Origin of the sequence: Methanooceanicella nereidis, from assembly GCF_021023085.1 — an archaeon.
In the GTDB taxonomy this organism is placed as follows: domain Archaea; phylum Halobacteriota; class Methanocellia; order Methanocellales; family Methanocellaceae; genus Methanooceanicella; species Methanooceanicella nereidis.
Genome location: NZ_PGCK01000003.1, coordinates 210,215 through 228,629, shown reverse-complemented (window position 1 = coordinate 228,629; position 18,415 = coordinate 210,215). Strand labels below are relative to the sequence as shown.

The following is an 18,415-nucleotide window of genomic DNA, read 5'->3' as shown; positions in this document are numbered from 1 at the left end:
CCAAATACTCTGCCAAATATTTTGACTACCCGCAGGCAAACATATCCAAAACCAATGATGTGCAAAAATAATATTCCCGGGCAAAAGTCCGAATGATCCCATTGCCCGGCAAAAAAGTATTACAGTATCTTTTTACCGGCTTCAGTGCCGGGCTTTATCGAATAGACTTCCGTGATCCTTATCACGACGGCTGATTTTGGGGTGAGCTTTGGCATCACCGATTTTATCCATTCCACATCCTCTTTAAAGACATCGTCGTCCTTATGCACTACTGCGACGCCTTTGATCTGATAGCCGCCCTTCTCGCCCCAGTAGGATATCGCCACTTTCTGGTTCTGTTCCAGGTTCTTCATCGTCTTGTTCATGAACTGATCCGAAATGAGCATCGTCTCGTCGTCAAGAAGCTTATAGGCCCCCATCGGAGCTACGTTTGGTATGCAATCATTGGAGCATGTAGCCATGTATATCGTCTTTACCCCTTTCAGGGATTCCTTAATTTCCTCCGTCAGTTTGACCAAACTTTTCACCTTCTAAGTATTATTATATTATCGTTTGTAAATTATTAATTTTTTCATACTCGCGCAATCGACAACAATATTATCCATGATATACATGTTTTAATCGGAGAACAGATGATGGACAGGATAATATTGAACATCGTCGAGAAAAAGACGGAATTCTCGAAGAGAATCGTACTGGACGTTAACATGGACCTTCAGAACTGTGATTTTGTCACGATAGGGGATGACCTCATATTCGACAAGGATACGGATTTCTTTACGTTCGGGTTCGACCTTTCAGGGGGTAACAGGCAGCTGGCTATCGTAACCGGCGAATTCCTGGCGATGCCGCCGGAAGAGATGGTCGCTTACATAAAGGACACGTTCAAGGACAGGTTCGAAATAGTCCAGGATGACGACGAATACCTGTGGATGAGAGAGAAATCCGGGACTGACAATTGATCCTGCATTAAAATACTATTAACCTTTTTTACCCTGATGCCAGTCACATCATCTTTAAAAACCAAACTGGCGAGGATATTATTTTCTTTAACTGATCCAGGATAATTTTAAATTGTCCCAGGCCATTTATTTGATGATGTCTGAGATAGTGTTCCTGGGGACGGCAGGCGGCAGAATGGTCGTAACGAGCCAGCTAAGAAAAAGCGGCGGGATGTGGCTTGAGCTCAACGGAAAGAGGATAGTCCTTGACCCCGGCCCCGGATGTCTGCTCAGATGCGTGGAGCTCGGGATAGACCCGGCAGGAATAGATTGTATAGTCCTGTCGCACAAGCATATCGACCATAGTAACGATGTCAACATAATGATCGAGGCGATGTCCGGAGGAGGCTTCAAGCCTAAAGGCATACTCATAGCCCCGGGAGACAGCCTCGAGGGGGACGACCCGGTTGTACTCAGATATGTGCGGACTTACATAAAAGGCAATATTAAGGTTTTAAAGGAATCATTCAGGTATTCTCTGGGAGAAGTCGATATCGAAGCAGCGACAAAACTGGAGCATTCCGATGTTGAAACATACGGGCTAAAATTTTCGTTCGGCGGAAAAACTATCGGCTACATAGCCGACACTGAATACTTTGACGCGCTTCCTGAGGCGTTCAAAGGATGCGACTACCTGATTATCAATATGGTCAGGATGACGCGTGTCAAGATGCTTCAGCACCTTATCCCCATAGACATCATCAATATATTGAAGAAAGCAAGACCGGGTGTCGCCATACTGAACCACTTCGGAATGCAGGTCGTAAAAGCATCCCCGGAGGCCGTGGCGAAAAAGATTGAGGCCGAATCAGGTGTGCGCACCATAGCGGCCGGGGACGGCATGAGACTGGACCTTGGCAAAGTCCCGGAAAGACCGAAGGATATGACTCTTGAAAGATTTTTAGGATAGATGTTTTTTACAGATGATATTGTAAAAATATTTTTTACACAGCGACTAAAGTTTTTACGCACGTGATCACTTTTATTGAAGAATCATAGGTGCATTATTGATTATAGATACTACAAAGATGAATATGGAACACTTTTTTCACCACGAAGCGCACAAAGGCGAACAAGGACCACCAGTTTCCACCACGAAGGGCGCTAAGGGCTCGATGGTTCACAAAGGACTTCTTTATGAAGATCGTCATATGAAAAATTTTGTGTACCTTATTCGACTTTGTGCGCTTCGTGGTGGAAACTGGTGGTCCTTAGAGCCCATTGAGCGCTTTGTGGTGAAAGCTAGTGTACCCTTGAGCCTGTTGAGCGCTTTTTGGTGAAAAATAGTGAACCCTGGAGCCCTTCGTGGTTAACTTGCGCAATCTGTCTCGTCGTTATGTAAAAAATCTTATTCCTGTATGCTAATTTTTTGCCGCGAACATTTTATTCGATAAGAAGAAAAACAATATCAGCATCACTATGACAGGAACCGCGTATGCCAGGACGTTCGCCATCCCGACATAGATATCTCCCGCGGCCAGCCTCGCCATCAGGCTGAAAGGCGACGGGTTAAGGAAATATGTCACAGCTCCTGCCGAAAGCAGCAATATCGAATAGATGAACTGCGAGCGTTCCCGGTCCTTGAAGAATATGGCGAGAATGCCTGAGCTGACAGATATGAACGCCGCTATTATCACTGCGAGTAAAATGACCGGTATGACATTGTGTATGTAGATATGGTTAAAGAACAGCAATATCGGCCAGAGTATGCATTGCACGGCAGCTATGAACACTGCTGCAGTGAGTTTTGCCCCCAGCATCTGGTTCAATGATACGGGAGCGGACAATAATGTATCCAGCGTCTTGTTCTCAAATTCCTCCGACAGGGTGTCTATCACGATGCTCCCCGCGATGAATGCAGGGAACAGCATGAGCATCGGCACGATAAACGTGTACAGGAACTCGTATGTTGTGTTCTGTTTACCCCGGATGTCAGTATATTTAACATCCACCCCGTTATATTCTCTCAGGTAATTCTCGTACTTTTTAAGCGGCTCTTTTAACACCATCAGGATCACTGTAGACTTTGAGTCGGACTCCGGCAGGTACAGCTTCATATCTGTAACGCCCGACCTATTTTCGGGAATATGGAGTATGGCATCAATAGAGCCTTTATTGAACTCTTCTTCCGCATCCTGCTGAGAATAGAAATACACCGTGCGAACTCTCTTGTCGTCCAGATAGCCTACGAGAGGGCTATAGCTATCGCCCACGATGCCGACCTTAAGCTTAATGTTAGTGTTTTCGCCTATGGAGTCAGGGTCATAGAATGACATCAGCCCTATAAGTATGACCGACGAGAAAGATGCTATCAATAGCTGTATGATTATCGCGAGGATTATTGTCCTTTCTTTAGCCACTGCCTTGATCTCTTTTTTCAATATCGACGAAAAGCCGCTCACTATATCATCCCCAGGACGTAAAGATTGTATAGATAATGCACCAATGAGCCGCCTATTATCGCGAACGGGTACGACCTGATCCTGAACTTAAAGACGGTCAGCGAAACGATGAGTGTGAACACAAAGTGCGCGATCAAGGGTATTATCAGCAGATTAGCGCTTCCCATCGCATCTATCAGCATAACGCTTGAGAGGACGCTCAGCGACAGGAACAGGAGAAGTTTTTCGCCTGCCAGAAAACCGAGCGCAGAAAAGAATGACAGGAATGCCACCTGTTTTACGGAGCCTGCTCTGCGGTTCTCTATCAGCATCGCTATGCCTGCCGATTTTGCTATCTCCTCGACGATTACGCAAAGCAGCAATAATATTCCAAGAGTGTAAGCCGGAGGAAGGTTTACCGAAAGAGCGACGAACACAAGCTGTACCATGAATACCGCAGGAATTATCAAAGCGCTCAATACTGCTATCGAAACATAAGGATGGTCTTTGTTTATGGCCAGGTATATGGCGTCCGCGATCTTTCTGTAAAGCGGCCCGTAGCTCATCAGGTACTCCTCGTTAAACATCCTGACCGCAAGGAACATCGTCAGCAAGAACACCAGGTACATCGGCCCCGTAGAGAACAGGTATTCCATGATCCCGAAGCTTTCTCCCCGATACATTTCCACGGCAAGGGTCAAAGGCGATATATAGCTCAGCTTATTTACGCCGGTGAACAATGCGGGGAAAACAAGATACCCGGTAACGAAGGTTATGGCCGTCATCGAAAAGAACGTCTGGTCCTTGTATGTCCGGTATATCAATGCCACCATCAGGTAGATCGAGAATATAAAAAGTATGATCGGTATGAATATCGCCAGTGCCAGCAGCAGATCCCCGTTCAGGAATAGTGTGATCCCTATCGTGAGGGCTAACGAGAACAGGAAATAAGGTAAAAGCTTTCCTATGATGATCTCAAGCGGCGTCACAGGAGAGGATATGAGGATGTTAAGCTTTCTGTTAGTTTTTTCCTCCATGAAGCTGCTGGTGAAGAATATGCTTATGAAAAATATAGGCACAATGTAAAGGAAAGCTATTATGACCTGGGCCAGCGGAACGGGAGGGTTCATCAATGACGGGACTATGATCTCCTTATCCGAGACGAACTCCGCCTTGAAATTCGTCATATCCCCGCTCTCAAGCTTTTCTATTTGCTTTTTCACTGCGTCATCCGTTGAGTCCGGAGTGCCCGTCGGCGATAATATTGCCGATCCGCCGGTCCCTGGAGTCGCTGTCGGGATTAATGTAGGATATGAGGATGGGACGTAAGGAGTTGATGACGCCTGAGGCAGAGGTGTAGAAACACCCGGACCCGATTGGGAGCCTTGCGGTGCGCTGAGATAATTGATCTCTATCCTTAGCGGGAAAGCCTTATCAATATCATACTGGTCCTTTATGCGAGTTATTTCCTCTTTCTCGAAATATTGCTTTAAAGCTCCGGCCGCATAAAGCGATCTACCGTCATACCTGCTCTTGACAAGATCGCCGTCGATAAAAACATCGATAGTCTTATCATATAGCATCTGATAGCCGGTCGGCCGGTCCAGTGCGATGACATTGAACCTGCTATCAAGGATTTCGGGCCCGTCAGGAGAGACACCTATCGTATATATGTCTTTACTCAGCGTGACCCCTTGCTGAAAGACCATGTAGGATAACGCCAGGGATATGGCAAGTATCAGTAGCACGATCAGTCTCGAGCGCCCAGTGAACCGTGACCTGAACCGCCTGGTCTCCCGCTTTGCCAAAGTGAGAATATTTTTCATCGCCGACACGAAAGCTTTTTAATTATTCTGGATAATTGAAAGTTAATGATTAAACTGAAAGGCGTCACTAAGTTATATAAAGATTTTGTAGCGGTAGATAACCTTGACCTTGAGGTAAAAGAAGGAGAGATACTGGGAATAATAGGACACAATGGCGCCGGAAAAAGCACGACTTTAAAAATGATAGCCGGGCTGACGGCCCCCACGTATGGATCGATACACGTGATGGGGAAGGACATGGCCAAAGAAAGCACTTATGTTAAGCGATACATAGGATACCTTCCTGAGGAAAGCCCGCTGTACGAGAATATGACCGCAAGTGAGTACCTTTTATTCTTTTCTGAGCTCTACGGGATGCCTTCGAAAGACGCTAAAAAGCGTATAGACATGCTTCTTAAGGCGCTAAAGCTCGATGAGCAGAATAAGCTTACGGGAGAATTTTCAAAAGGAATGAAAAGAAAAGTGGCGATAGCCCGTTCGCTCCTGCACGACCCAAAACTGCTGATATTCGACGAGCCGAACTCCGGGCTGGACCCGCTCACGTCGTTCTTTATCATCGATTACCTTAAAAACCTGAAGGGACAGGGCAAGACGATTTTATTGAGCGCCCATAACCTGTTTCACGTAGAATACATATGCGACCGCGTCGCTATAATCAAAGGCGGAAAGTTACTGGTCTGCGATACGATGGACTCGATACGCAAAAGCCTGGGCTCAAGAGAATACGAGGTAATATTCTGGTCCGGCGATAACCTTGACTATGAGCGCAGCGACGGTAATTATATTTTCAAGACGACAAGTATCGGCGAGATGGCATCAGTACTTAAGAACATCTCGGAAAATAACTGGGCATTGATAGACCTGTCGATAAAACAGTCCGCGCTGGAAGACATCTATGTCAAACTGATGGCTTAGATCAGGACGGGAGACCGTCGTTTATTATCTTCTCCACATAACTGCTTAACGTAGACGGCTCGACTGCCAGGTTTTTCCTTATTTTAAGCGCAAGCGACCTGTAATCGAAATCAGCGTCCATTTCACTTCTCCCCGAAAAAAAGGGAGGTTTGTTGAAATTCTCTCCTTCGGACCGGTACCGCGGGATAAGATGAACATGGAGATGGTCGTGGAGGTTCATGTATATCGCATAATTGATCCGGTCCGCTTTGCATACCGCCTGGATCGCGTCTACGACGGCAGATACATCCTCAAGAAAAGCCATGAATATCAATAGCTTATTCTTTAGAACGTAGTTCAGGTCGGTCTCATGGTCCCTCAATATGACGACGGACCTGCCAAAATGATCCTGGTCATAGCTCAGCGCGGCCACGCTCGCCGGCATCCTCTTTATGAACGTGGGCTCCGGGTGCTCATACTCTTCGTTGACCAGCACTATTTGCCTGTTCTTTTTACAAAAACTGCATTCTTCGTCATAGTTGACTTTAAAAGGCCGGGATACGGCGCCGCTTCTATCGAGAACGGATGAAGTGAGTATTGAGCCGACATCATCCATGATCATCGCCTCTGGCCGGTCATTCATTTTTTCTAGCACTGCTATCCCATATACCTTTTTAAATACTGATATTATATATTTTCCGAAAAGGAAAAACACTTTTCTATTCTCGTATTTTATTTATTTTCCTTTTTCATTGCCTCTTTATTCGGCCCCATGTCTTTCATAAAGGTCATGGCTATCCTGAAAAGTATCGAGGACATGACCTTATTATAAAGGCTTATCTTTGTATCATAGTAGTATTCCTTATCCTTGTAAAACTCATAGTCGGCCGGAAGATACTCTTTTACCTCTGAGGATATGGTCTTCAAGAACTTGAAACGCATATAATCATTTAATTTCGGCGGTGACAGCGTCTTTACGAGCATGGCGTCATGCAGCTTTTTCGATGCTTCTCCTATCTTTTTCTCGTTCTTTTGCTCCATTCCGGGAGTGACAGGCCATGGAGGCGTCGGGACCGCCAGTTCATAAACGATTTTCGCGCCTCCCAGCGCGTTTCTCATGGACTTGAGAGTCTCTTCAAGCCCGGCACCGCCGCTGTTAGCCACAAGTAAAACCTTTTGATTGAAAAACCTGAGCCTGTGATTAGAGTACGCGAACCTGTCGATGAAATTTTTCATCAGCCAGCTTACGTTGAATACATAGCCGGGGGAGGATAATATAACTCCGTCCGAATCCAGTATCTTTTGTTCGATCTTTTCCCTGTCATCCTTTAGCGGGCAGAGGCGCTCTCCTTTTGGCACGCATACAAAACAGCCCTTGCAGAGGCCGAGGTTCGCTTCTTTAAGAAAGAGATATTCGAACTCGACGTCGCCTGTTTGCTTCATGTTCTCTTCGATCCTGCGAACGACCTTATAGCCGTTACCTTTGCCTTTTGGGCTCCCCATTATAGCCAGCACTTTCATAGTACTACCTTTTTACATGGCCTGATTACAGGTTCCTTAGCGTTACAAGGTTTTGTGATATTATATATACATTTACTACTACAGCATATCTTTTTTACAAGCGGACTGCATGTATAATGAACTTCATATCGCTAAAATAGCATACATCGATCTATTGAGTTATCATCTTTTTATCCTGCTCAGCTCTATCTGAACGTTAATGTAATGCTGTGTCCTTTCCGCAATGAACCTGTTGATCTCTTTTTCCTTTTTTCTGCGATACCTTATCGCATCCCGCCCGCACATCCTTCTTGACAGCTTTTGCATTTCCCGGTATAATGGCGCTGCGTCCATTCTGGCCTTCTCCATCGCTATGTTATGCATGCTGTCAAAGTCGTCGGGGACCGTGCTCTTTTTTGGCGTCAAAGAAAAGATCCCCTCAAGCAGCACTTTTATAATACTTATTATCTCTGTGATAACCGATATCGACAGCATGTTCATCACTACGGCTTATGGTGAACACTATAGGAATTTCGTTTATTAAATTTATAGAAAGACTATACCGCAAGTAAATAGGATATCAATGTGTAGCTGCTTTATTATTTCCGAAGCCTGTAAGGCAGGAACATATAGGTCTTATTTTTATAATCAGTATAATCCTGTCCGAATTCTTCCTCCATGCTGAGTTCTTCCTTTTTAGCCAGCCGGTAATACAGGATCGCAAGTACCGGCCACATGAATAGCAGGGGAATGGTCGCCCACTGGACAAGCATTCCGAGCGATATGAGAAGAAGGCCGGTATACTGCGGATGGCGGACATATGCATATATGCCTTCCTTGACCAGGCTTCCCTCGCCCTTTTTCTTGCTCCAGTAGTGCATATATACATCTTTCCATCCGAAGACTATCATAAAGATGCCTATGAGAGTTAACAGGATCCCGGCATACATACCAAGATCACCGATATACAAAACAAGGGTATGGCCCCAGAATACGCCTACAGGCAGGATAAAGCCAAAAAGCCAGGATATCATGTACATGCTGAAAGGTAACCCGTACATCTCGACCGCAAATGCGACGATAAATGCAAGATATGCGCTTGATGGTATAATATGGCTCTTTTTATAGAACGGAATGAAAAATATGAATAACCCGTATAAAAGAACCCAGATGGCGACTGCCCACCACAGTCCATAATAATCCCAGACGGTGCTCATCATGATATTTTGCCATCATTTATTAAGCGGTCATGGATTTATACTTATCTTTAATATGGGGAAAAATTAATTTTTATGAAATTAATATCGGTTTAAAACGTATTAAAACAATAATAATAATCATATCATGAAATTAAGTATACAAATAAGGAACAGGATGAGGGCGGACAGGTTTTGAAGCCTATGCCTCCGCCTTCTCTGCCCCGCCTTTCTCAGGAGCTACCTCTTCCAGCATCTTTTTCTTGAAATGCTCCACTGCCTTACGTATGAACGCTTCGTCAAGCTGGCCCAGCGGCGTCGGTGTCTCGAATATCCTCTTCGGTATGCGGACATTGTCCAGGCTGAAGCCTTCGCGCACCTTGAACCGGTTCTTCTCCCGGAGTATCTCGTCGCCTATGCGGTCAAGATCTTCTTTGGCCAGTTCAAAGCCAGTCAACTTTAACGCCCTTAGCGTCACTTCAGGCGTATATATGCCCCTGGCAAAGAAGCATATAGTAAGGCTTGACAGTATCTGTCTCCATTTTTCTTCTTCCATCAGGGCATCGGCAAGCTCTTCGGGAGAAAGCTGCTTTTTTGCAAGTATCTTTTGATCAACGCTGTATCCGGCGTTATCCAGGTGGCTGTGCCGCGCTCCTATCAGATGGCCGACATGCGTGCCCGGCCCGGTATGGTATCCCGCCATCTCGTTCTTACCGAAAGACAGGGCAAAATCACTCCCGCCGTATATCGATGACGCGTGCTCCACGCCCCTTGCCAGCGCAGCATAGAAATCATTAGGCTGATCCATTATGTTGTGAGCCGCCTTAATGTAAGTGTTATAATCGCCCCACGCTAACTTGAGCCCCATAGTATCCTTTTCTGATACCAGTCCTTTTTCAAACGCCTCTGTAGCCCATGCGAGCACGACACCGGTCGTCATCGCGTCCAGCGCCCACGACTCTACGTGGTCCATAAGCTTTAGCAGACCTTTGGGGTCCGAGACGCCAAGCATAGTGCCCAGCGCGTAAATAGGCTCATAGTCGTATGAGATCATCGAGGTCTTATAGAAATACGTCTCGTCCTCGTACGGTATTCTCAGTGCCGCGATATGTATGCACCCCACAGGACAATGGGAGCAGGCAAGTCTCCTTCCGAGATAGTTCTCGGCAATGGAGTCACCCGAAATTTCTTTCGCGCTCTCGAATTTTGCCGTGAGAAGATTTCTTGTCGGCATGCCGCCGAGCATGTTTAGCGGCTCGATGTTTTCCGCCGTACCCAGGTCATGATATTTCTTCATCAGCGGGGACTCGACGGCGGTATGATAAAGCTCATCGTATAGCTTCCGGTATTCCGATTTATTGGCCGTGGGTATGGTCCGCTTGCCCGATACAAGGACAGCTTTAAGTTTCTTGCTGCCGAAGACAGCCCCGAGCCCAAGCCTGCCGAAATGGCGGTAAGACTCTGTGGTGACGCACGCATATGATACGAGCTTTTCACCCGCCTTCCCTATACGCATGATAGTTCTCATGCCGGCCGCAGGCTCGTTCTCCCTGATGATACGTCCGACGGTAAAGTTACTCTCCATTCCCCACAGCGCAGAAGCGTCGCGGAAGTTGATACTATCCTCATGTATGGCCAGATATACTGGCCTGGAGCTTGAGCCTTTAATCACCAGGGCGCCATAGCCGGCCATTCGTATGGCCACTGCGCTTCGACCGCCTGCGTGGCTTTCTCCGAGATATCCGGTATGGGGAGATTTGAACATGGCTACGGTCTTAGACGCTAACGGGAACAAAGACGTGAGCGGGCCTACCGCGAATACGATAGGATTGGAGGGGTCGTATGGGTCGATCCCTTTAGGGCACTCTTCCTTCAAAAGCTGTATACCTACGCCTGCGCCGCCGATATACTTTTCAAAAAGATCACTACGGTCCTTCACCTTGAAACTCTTCTTTGTCAGGTCTATGTAAAGGACCCTGGACAGCGGGTCATGCGGTAACACCCTTGGCAGCCTCCTTCTCCTCTTCCTTCTCCTCTTCCTTTGATGCTTCTTTCGTTGATCCGGTTGAGACTTCGGTCTTTTCCAGAGCCAGAACATTATGCGGACAGTACTGGGCGCAATATCCGCAATAAACGCATACCAGCGGCTTATTTGATTCCTTGTCCCAGAATATGGCGCCGAGCGGGCATGCGTCCTGACAGTTCTTGCACCCGATGCATTTATTCAGGTCTATCCTGACGCCGCCTTCTTCCCTGACAGTTATCGCGTCTACGGGACACACCTTTGCACACGGGGGATCCTCGCAGGCCCTGCATACCACCACGACGAACCCGCGTTCCATGCCGCCTACGGACCTGACGCCTATACAGGATTTTTCAAGCCCTGCATTGCCGGTCCTTCTGGAGCATGCGAACATACAGTTCTGGCAGCCGACGCACCTGTCGATGTCCACTATACGCAATCTAACGTTCTTTGTCCGTTTCTTCTCTTCCTTTTGTTCCGTCATATCAATGAAACAATATATGAATTAATATAATCATGAATACTTTCCGACTATGATTAGTGTAGAAACAATAAATTCCGAGGAAATAACAGCCATATATAAAATTATTAACGCCCGATAAAAAGATCAGGGATGAATCTATGCTTTGACGGGGCTTGTTTACCACAGTCCCGGAATGAGGCGGTAGCGGACCTTTACCGCATAGTCCCTGTACCCCGGCAACTCATTCTTTAGAGTATCGTCTTCCAGGAAAGCCCTTATGAAAAATAATATGGTAACTATCAACGCCGGGATAAAAGCCCAAAAAGATCCGAGCGCGACAGGAGTAGCGAGGTCAAATATGATGACTCCCAGATAACCGGGATGCCGGACAAAACGATAAGGGCCTGACGTGACCGTAGTTTGGCCCCTTTCATCCTGTATCCGGACTGTAGGGGCGAAGAACCTGTTAGTGACCATAGCCCACGTCGTAAGCAACGACCCCAGAAGAGCTACGGCCAGAAAAACGACCTGGATCTCGACTGGAATTTCGGGCGACCACCCGAAGCGATAGTCCAGTCCGGCAGCGATCCATATGAATATAGGGACGACAAGGGCCACAAGCGGCGCAAGGATCTTATCCCATTCCTTTGTACCTTCTTTCATCCGGGAGCGCTCTTCCAGTAATTCCGGGCACTTTATTGACGCATATATCCCGAGTATGGCATTATCTATCACTACAATGCCCAGAAAAGCCCACGCCATCATCCAGTCAAGCCTGCCTGATGATATGAACATGGCCAGCGCTAAGAGTATAATTCCAATTGAGGTCTTTATGATCCATCTAACTATGCCGCTGATATTGCCGGATGAATTTACATCAGGTACTGCGTCCACTTTAACCGAACCCCAATACTGAAAAGCATTATGATTTTGTCATTAGCATCATAAAAGGCTTACCTTCTAGGCCTAATGTAATAGATTGCATATTTTCGTGGAAGCTCGCATGAACCCCTTCACCAGGCCCTTTTACCATAGGATAAATGCAAATGTCACGTACATTTGCAATAACTTTATACGAGTTTAAAATAAACATGGTCATTTAACAGATAATTAAATGGGCGGATTACAATGCGTTTAGAAGATGACAGGCCGGACGAGACTGAGAGGCGTAATAATATAAAGTTCGAGAGACTGGTATCCGGGCTCTTCAGCCCCGAGCATTATGCGATAGAGAGAAAACCCGTTACACCTGCGGCGGACCAGCCTTACAGGGACCCGGACATTATTATCAAGCATAAGAAGTCGAACCAGAGGTTCGCGGTCGTTTGCGTTTTCAGGCAGGATTTTTCACAAGGACAGTCAGTAGGCAGCGACGTCATAAGGTGGTCGTCCCCTAACCAGATCAAGCATTACCAGGATTTCCAGAGCTCGAAAAAACTACCCGTGTTCGTCGTAGCAGGAGTGAAAGGCTTCCCCGATAATCCTGAGCACATGTACTGCATTCCGCTCGATAGCGCGAAAACGCCGGAGATACCGCCCAGCGTGTACGGCGGCCACAGGAAACCCGTGAACAAGCCGTTCTTCTACATGAACGGGAAACTAAAATAAGGAATACGGCGACAGGCGTTATTCGCCCGACGTGCCGAAAAGCAACTTTCGGCTTCGGGGCCCGTCAAACTCGCAAAAGTATATTCCCTGCCATGTGCCTAACGCCAGCCTGCCTTCTATCACCGGTATCATCAGTGAAAAACCCATCATTGAAGCCTTCATGTGAGCGTCGGAATTACCTTCAGAATGCAGATAACCGCCCCTTACAGGCACAAGCTTTTCCAGGATATTTATCAGGTCCGTCGTAACATCGGGATCGGCGTTTTCATTAATGGTCAGGCCTGCCGTCGTATGTGTGACGTATAGATGACAGATGCCGTTCTTAACGTTCCTTTTTGACACTTCGGCCTGAACACGCCTCGTAATATCTAAAAACTGAACACGTGAACTTGTGGATATACTCATTTCATTCCAGATGATATTGATCGCCCCCTAATGTATACTTAAATGATACTCAATATCAAATTATTTGAACCATTGGTCAGGTCATATGAATAAGAGGGCTTTAAACATACAGATTTTAAAAATAAAAAAGTCCGGAACCTGGAAGCCCCTCAGACCTTATTTCCCTGTATCAGGCTCTTAGCCTGAACTTCCGACCTTTCAGGCGACCTTTTTCCCATCTCGGAGAATATAGTCCTTTTGAGATATAACATCATGAACGCTACTGCGACATTTGCTATTAATTTTTTCATGATGCCGATATTCGCGTCCGTGTAGTAGTACTTGCTGCGGTCCATCCAGCCTTTCTCTTTCCAGTACTGAGAATCGGCAGGATATATGTTATCGTATATTTCTCCGAACTCGTTCCCCATAGCCTGTATAGACTTGAAACCTATCACATCCATTAAGCCGGGGGCTGCCGGACCTTTGTTCTTGATACTATTGTAGAATTTGTCCGATGCGCTATCGATCGCCTTTAAGTTCTTTTCCTCATGTTCCTTCGGTGTCTTGAAAGGCGGCGTCATGACGCTGATCTTGCCCGCGGTCCTGAACCCGAAGCTTGAGAACGGCCCTTGCATGGCCGCCATGCACTGCTTTACTCCGCCCGGGCCTGCGCTTGTGACCACGTAGAGGGCATATTGCCCGTAAAACCTGGGCCTGTGTCCCGCATAAGCGATACGGTCGATGAAAGTCTTCATAAGGCCGGTTACGTTGCTCGCATAGTTCGGCGAGGCAAATATAACACCGTCAGCTTCGAGCATCTTCTTCTCCAGCACTTCGCTGCCATCCCTGACCGGGCACTTCTGCTCTCCCTTCAGGAAGCACACAGTGCATCCCCTGCAATAGCCCTGGCCAAGATCTTTAAGGAACAGGTACTCGAAGTCCACGTCCCCCATATTTTTCATATTCTCTTCAATGCGCTGAACGACACGATATGTGTTGCCCTTTCTGGCGCTCCCTATGATAGCGAGTATTTTCATTTTTATGTCCCCTCAATTTTTAACATCTCTACGAAAAGTTTCATCTGTGCCCTTGACTTCTTTTCAATACGCTCAACATCAATGCCTTCCTCATACCTCAGCAGGAAAGTCTCCATATGCATGTAAGCTGTGAAGGAAAAGTAAGACGTCGCCAGAGCCCTCGGGTCATACGGCTTGATCTTTCCTTTTTCGATCAGCCTCCTGAATAAAAGCTCATTCTCGTCTACAGGGCGCTCGAACATCTGATCGTAGAAGAAGTCTCTTATCTTCTTATTCCTGTGAAGCTCTATGGTGACTATGCGAACAAGCTTGAACATGAGCGGATCTTCAGCCATCTTTTTTATCGACTCAAACCCCATCTCAAGCACCTCTTCGAAAGACAAGGTATCGAGTAAAGTATCCATATCCAGATCCTTGGGCGGAGGCATATATAGCATTGATTTCATGTACTCGAATATGGAATCCAGGATAACGTCCTTGCTGGAATAATGCTTATACACCGAACTTTTTCTGATCCCTACAGCATTCGCTATGTCGTCCATCGAGACCCCGTCATACCCCTTCTCGGCGAACAAGTCCACGGCGGCGTCGAATATTTTCTCCTTCGTGCATTTCTCGCCGGGGACCTTCGCCGGCCTGCCAGTCTTTCGCGTTTTCACGGCCATCAATATCACCATAAGCTACCATTTGGTAGCTTTACAATGTATAGAATATTCTTAAAGTATATAAAGCTACCTATTGGTAGCTTTTTTAAGAATAAAAAACATATGAATAAAACGGGAAGTGTTTTTGTGCTTGAATCTTAAGAATTAAATTGTAACTATCAGTATTCGGTCAGTGCACGACATAATCATGTTTTGCCCTAAAGATGTGATAAAGCGTGATGATATCAGGGCTCATCCTGCAAATAATTCAAACTGGCGCAATAATAAGTACATTTGCGATCATGTTATCTCTTGGGCTGGACACATCCTTTAAGGAACTGACTTTTTTCAAAGAGCGTCCATGGCTGTTTTTTAGGTCGCTACTCTCCGTAGTTGTGATCGTACCCATTATCGTCATGCTGGTCATATTTTTGGTCGATCCTGAACGCGCAACTGCGATCGGACTTGTGATCCTTGCAGCATCCCCTGCGGCACCAAGAGTATTATCGAGAATAATAAAGTCGGGAGGAAAGCATGAATACGCCATAAGCCTTCACTTATTGCTAGCCTTACTGGCGATCGTCACTACGCCTGTCACATTAACTATTTTAAATACTATTCTTGATCTCGGGTTTATGGTAAGCCCGTTAGCAGTGGCGGATCAGGTGGGGCTTTCCATACTAGTTCCGGTCATCATCGGCATTATTTTCCGGTCATTTTTCCCCGACGCGGCTCGACGTATTATCCGGCCTTTGGCGGCCTTATCACAGATCATCCTGTTTATGGTCATTATCATTATCATGTCGTTTTCCTATGATCTTATCTTTAAGATGGACATCAGGTCATACGCGGCCATGGCAATGATGATAATTGCCGCTCTGGCAACCGGCCACCTGTTAGCTACGGGCGGTCCGGAAGAGCGTACTACGCTGGCCCTGGAAAGCGCGACTAGAAATCCGGGGCTGGCCCTTCTGATCGCCTCGGTGAACGCTCCTCTGGAAAGAGCCCTGCCGGTATTGATACCATACTTAGTGGTGTTTATCATTGTCACATCGGCTTATCTCAAATATTGCACTAAAAGCAAAAAGGAGCATATGTAAAAATCGGATGGTAAAAATTGTCGAGTTCATCGATACGCATGACAAGCCTTTTACGCCCTGAAGTCTGAAATTGCAGTTCATGATAGGGACTTCGGAGATAATAACGGGAGAGAAAAAATTAATTTTTTATAATATTATTTTTAAACTTTTAGAAAAATTGTAAACATCCATATCCTATACCCAATAATATATATCGAAATAATATCAATTATTATCATTTACCGGGGGGTATTGAGTTTTGAAAAAGATTAAATTGCTATTCATAGCGATATTGATAGTTGCAACTATATTTATTATCGGCATACAACCCGGGTCCGCAAGCACGATGTATTCTGTGAGCATTGAAGATATGTTGAATGGCACAGGATTGGGCGGCGAGGAGATGATCGTTAATGTGGGGAATATTTCCAGAGTATCGCTCACCAACCCGCTCATTATCCTGGGATCCGGCATGGACCTGGAAGAGGAACAGTTACTGAACAATATAAAAGGCCAGCATTTTGATGAAAATCGAATTATCAAAGATGACGTGAAAGAGTTCGATGGTAATGACGTTTCCAGCTATGACCTCATTGTAATGGGTGGGCCTAACCATAATGCTTATACCCGGATGCTGCTGGATGAAGGCTACCTGAAGTACAATGTCACTGACAAAAAAATGCCGACGATCATATTTGAAGTCATCAAGGGTCCCGGAGGCAAAAATGTCGCGGTGATAGGGGACGCATCAGGATATGATTACCACAGGAAGGACCTGCCGGGGAACGGCATTATCCCGGAAGAACTTATGCCGGCCGCAGCAATTGTGACGGGGATATGTTTAAGCTTTTTATTCTCTCTGCTGGGAAGAGGACTATTCGGGAAGATTACAGAATTTATTTTGGATGTATTATCTTTCAGTGTCGATGAGAAATTAAGCGAGACAGGGGACCGCCTGGCAAAAGATACTATCGGTAAGAAGAAAGTGGTATTGTTTAACCTGTCATTGTATGAAATATCGATAGTGGTCATAGCAGCAGTCATTTTCGGCCTGATGTTCATTTACGCCGACCGTGAAGTCTTCTCTCTCACCAATATCCTCCTTGGCATATCCATCGTCGGCATAAGTGAAGTCGCACATGACCTCGTAAGCATAAGGGCCGCGAATAAGCTAAAGATCGATACGGAGTACAAGTTCTGGAAGTTAGGCACAATAACGGTCCTGCTAACATCATGGCTGTTTGGCTCGGTGTTCGGAGCTCCTGCAAGGACAGCCGTAAAAGGAGAGAATGTTACAGAAAAGGACGATGCTGACATCGCTTATGCAGGCCCCAGGATGAACTTTATACTGGCAATATTGTTCCTGTTACTGATACCTTTGAAATTCACGACATGGGGACAGGATATCGCCTGGATCGGGATCATCGGGTTTTCTGCGAATATGGTCTTAAGCCTGTACCACCTGATGCCTTTTGAGCCTCATAAAGGTGCCAAGATATACCGGTCAAACAAGATATTATGGGCTAAATTGTTCATACCGTCGCTTATTGTATATCTGGTGATATTCATATTCATATTATGATCTATTTTTATTTTTTATGAATATGATCAGAGAGGCCTTGCTTTTCTTTTTTTACTTATAGTTTTTTATCAAACCGTATAACAGAGCTTGAGATCACTGATTTTTCACAAAAATAGTATTTATAGAAGTATAGTGTTGAATAAAGCTCTAGTACTATTTTAAAAGTAGCGGGGAATGGATTTGAACCATTAGTCTACGGGTTATAGCCCGTCGGGATCTCCTGACTAATGCATATCTTGTATATTTAAGATATTTTTGAGAATTATCATCGCGTTCGGCGAGACTTTTAGGGTCTGCCCGAGCGAAGCGAGGGATGCGTAGATGGCAGGGTAATGGACGCGGCGTTAGTCCGCGTCGCTTAGGGCTTGCGAGCATAACAGAGCGAAGCGAATGTTATGCGGGGTGCAAGCCCGGCCCTGACATCGGAGCACCCTAAAAGCCGAGTAGCGAGCGACCAAAGGGAGCGAGCGTCGAACTGCATGAAACGGTAACGACAAATACAAAAAGAACGAGCGTCGAACCGCATGAAACGGTAACGACAAATACAAAAAGAACGAGCGTCGAACCGCATGAAACGGTAACGACAAATACAAAAAGAACGAGCGTCGAACCGCATGAAACGGTAACGACAAATACAAAAAGAACGAGCGTCGAACCGCATGAAATAATAAGAAATAGCTAATCAAATATAACAAATAGCGAACATAGAATACTAAAAAGAAATAACTACAAACGCAGGAAAACTTTTTGAAAAAAGTTTTCCGCTAGCCTTTCAAAAACTTTTATCGATAGCA

20 protein-coding genes are annotated in these 18,415 nt (G+C 45.9%); 7 read left to right on the top strand and 13 right to left on the bottom strand.

What is annotated here, in order from left to right; translation table 11 throughout:
- Window positions 1–119 precede the first annotated feature (119 nt).
- Entirely contained in the window at window positions 120–527 is a 408-nt protein-coding gene (locus CUJ83_RS05315; RefSeq protein WP_230741244.1) for a pyridoxamine 5'-phosphate oxidase family protein, read from the bottom strand.
- Between the two features lie 105 nt (window positions 528–632).
- Here CUJ83_RS05315 and CUJ83_RS05310 point away from each other — a divergent pair, with 105 nt between their 5' ends.
- Window positions 633–962 (top strand): hypothetical protein, encoded by a 330-nt coding sequence (locus tag CUJ83_RS05310; RefSeq protein WP_230741243.1) that lies wholly within the window; start codon window positions 633–635, stop codon window positions 960–962.
- Between the two features lie 133 nt (window positions 963–1,095).
- Window positions 1,096–1,911, top strand: a complete 816-nt coding sequence (locus CUJ83_RS05305; RefSeq protein WP_230741242.1) for an MBL fold metallo-hydrolase — start codon at window positions 1,096–1,098, stop codon at window positions 1,909–1,911.
- A gap of 451 nt (window positions 1,912–2,362) precedes the next feature.
- Here the strand turns inward: CUJ83_RS05305 and CUJ83_RS05300 are convergent, their stop codons facing one another.
- Both CUJ83_RS05300 and CUJ83_RS05295 read right to left on the bottom strand, forming a co-directional pair.
- Window positions 2,363–3,403 (bottom strand): ABC transporter permease, encoded by a 1,041-nt coding sequence (locus CUJ83_RS05300; RefSeq protein ID WP_230741241.1) that lies wholly within the window; start codon window positions 3,401–3,403, stop codon window positions 2,363–2,365.
- Window positions 3,403–5,208: an ABC transporter permease gene (locus CUJ83_RS05295; protein WP_230741240.1), complete on the bottom strand. Its 1,806-nt coding sequence runs from the start codon at window positions 5,206–5,208 to the stop codon at window positions 3,403–3,405. The genes CUJ83_RS05300 and CUJ83_RS05295 overlap by 1 nt, the downstream gene beginning before the upstream one ends.
- 45 nt (window positions 5,209–5,253) lie before the next feature.
- On the opposite strand from CUJ83_RS05295, the gene CUJ83_RS05290 reads away from it, so the two are divergent.
- Window positions 5,254–6,123, top strand: coding sequence for an ABC transporter ATP-binding protein (locus CUJ83_RS05290; RefSeq protein ID WP_230741239.1), 870 nt, complete (start codon window positions 5,254–5,256; stop codon window positions 6,121–6,123).
- A 1-nt stretch (window position 6,124) separates the two neighbouring features.
- Here the strand turns inward: CUJ83_RS05290 and CUJ83_RS05285 are convergent, their stop codons facing one another.
- The 7 genes from CUJ83_RS05285 to CUJ83_RS05255 form a co-directional block, all read right to left on the bottom strand.
- On the bottom strand, window positions 6,125–6,757 hold the full coding sequence (locus CUJ83_RS05285; RefSeq protein WP_230741238.1) for an HIT family protein: 633 nt from the start codon (window positions 6,755–6,757) through the stop codon (window positions 6,125–6,127).
- A gap of 77 nt (window positions 6,758–6,834) precedes the next feature.
- Window positions 6,835–7,623 (bottom strand): flavodoxin family protein, encoded by a 789-nt coding sequence (locus CUJ83_RS05280; RefSeq protein ID WP_230741237.1) that lies wholly within the window; start codon window positions 7,621–7,623, stop codon window positions 6,835–6,837.
- Window positions 7,624–7,785: 162 nt separating this feature from the next.
- Window positions 7,786–8,097, bottom strand: a complete 312-nt coding sequence (locus CUJ83_RS05275; RefSeq protein WP_230741236.1) for a hypothetical protein — start codon at window positions 8,095–8,097, stop codon at window positions 7,786–7,788.
- A 104-nt stretch (window positions 8,098–8,201) separates the two neighbouring features.
- Window positions 8,202–8,822, bottom strand: coding sequence for a methyltransferase family protein (locus CUJ83_RS05270; protein ID WP_230741235.1), 621 nt, complete (start codon window positions 8,820–8,822; stop codon window positions 8,202–8,204).
- Between the two features lie 178 nt (window positions 8,823–9,000).
- Entirely contained in the window at window positions 9,001–10,800 is a 1,800-nt protein-coding gene (locus CUJ83_RS05265; protein ID WP_230741234.1) for an aldehyde ferredoxin oxidoreductase family protein, read from the bottom strand.
- The gene (locus tag CUJ83_RS05260; RefSeq protein ID WP_230741233.1) at window positions 10,787–11,305 is read right to left on the bottom strand and encodes a 4Fe-4S binding protein; all 519 of its coding nucleotides are present in this window, start codon (window positions 11,303–11,305) and stop codon (window positions 10,787–10,789) included. The genes CUJ83_RS05265 and CUJ83_RS05260 overlap by 14 nt, the downstream gene beginning before the upstream one ends.
- 156 nt (window positions 11,306–11,461) lie before the next feature.
- Window positions 11,462–12,178 carry a methyltransferase family protein gene (locus CUJ83_RS05255; RefSeq protein ID WP_230741232.1) on the bottom strand — a complete coding sequence of 239 codons (717 nt, stop codon included), beginning with the start codon at window positions 12,176–12,178 and terminating at the stop codon, window positions 11,462–11,464.
- A gap of 234 nt (window positions 12,179–12,412) precedes the next feature.
- Between CUJ83_RS05255 and CUJ83_RS05250 the strand changes: the two genes are divergently transcribed.
- On the top strand, window positions 12,413–12,892 hold the full coding sequence (locus CUJ83_RS05250; protein WP_230741231.1) for a hypothetical protein: 480 nt from the start codon (window positions 12,413–12,415) through the stop codon (window positions 12,890–12,892).
- 18 nt (window positions 12,893–12,910) lie between these two features.
- Here CUJ83_RS05250 and CUJ83_RS05245 read toward each other — a convergent pair whose 3' ends face one another.
- The 3 genes from CUJ83_RS05245 to CUJ83_RS05235 all read right to left on the bottom strand — a co-directional run bounded on the left by CUJ83_RS05245 (window position 12,911) and on the right by CUJ83_RS05235 (window position 14,981).
- Entirely contained in the window at window positions 12,911–13,297 is a 387-nt protein-coding gene (locus CUJ83_RS05245; RefSeq protein ID WP_230741230.1) for a secondary thiamine-phosphate synthase enzyme YjbQ, read from the bottom strand.
- Window positions 13,298–13,446: 149 nt separating this feature from the next.
- Window positions 13,447–14,316, bottom strand: coding sequence for a flavodoxin family protein (locus tag CUJ83_RS05240; RefSeq protein ID WP_230741229.1), 870 nt, complete (start codon window positions 14,314–14,316; stop codon window positions 13,447–13,449).
- 2 nt (window positions 14,317–14,318) lie between these two features.
- The gene (locus tag CUJ83_RS05235) at window positions 14,319–14,981 is read right to left on the bottom strand and encodes a TetR/AcrR family transcriptional regulator (protein WP_230741228.1); all 663 of its coding nucleotides are present in this window, start codon (window positions 14,979–14,981) and stop codon (window positions 14,319–14,321) included.
- 218 nt (window positions 14,982–15,199) lie between these two features.
- On the opposite strand from CUJ83_RS05235, the gene CUJ83_RS05230 reads away from it, so the two are divergent.
- From CUJ83_RS05230 to CUJ83_RS15665, 3 genes are all read left to right on the top strand, one after another.
- Entirely contained in the window at window positions 15,200–16,060 is an 861-nt protein-coding gene (locus CUJ83_RS05230; RefSeq protein WP_230741227.1) for a bile acid:sodium symporter, read from the top strand.
- Between the two features lie 238 nt (window positions 16,061–16,298).
- Entirely contained in the window at window positions 16,299–17,621 is a 1,323-nt protein-coding gene (locus tag CUJ83_RS05225) for a hypothetical protein (RefSeq protein ID WP_230741226.1), read from the top strand.
- Window positions 17,622–17,934: 313 nt separating this feature from the next.
- Entirely contained in the window at window positions 17,935–18,057 is a 123-nt protein-coding gene (locus tag CUJ83_RS15665) for a hypothetical protein (RefSeq protein WP_255668353.1), read from the top strand.
- Window positions 18,058–18,415: the final 358 nt, after the last annotated feature.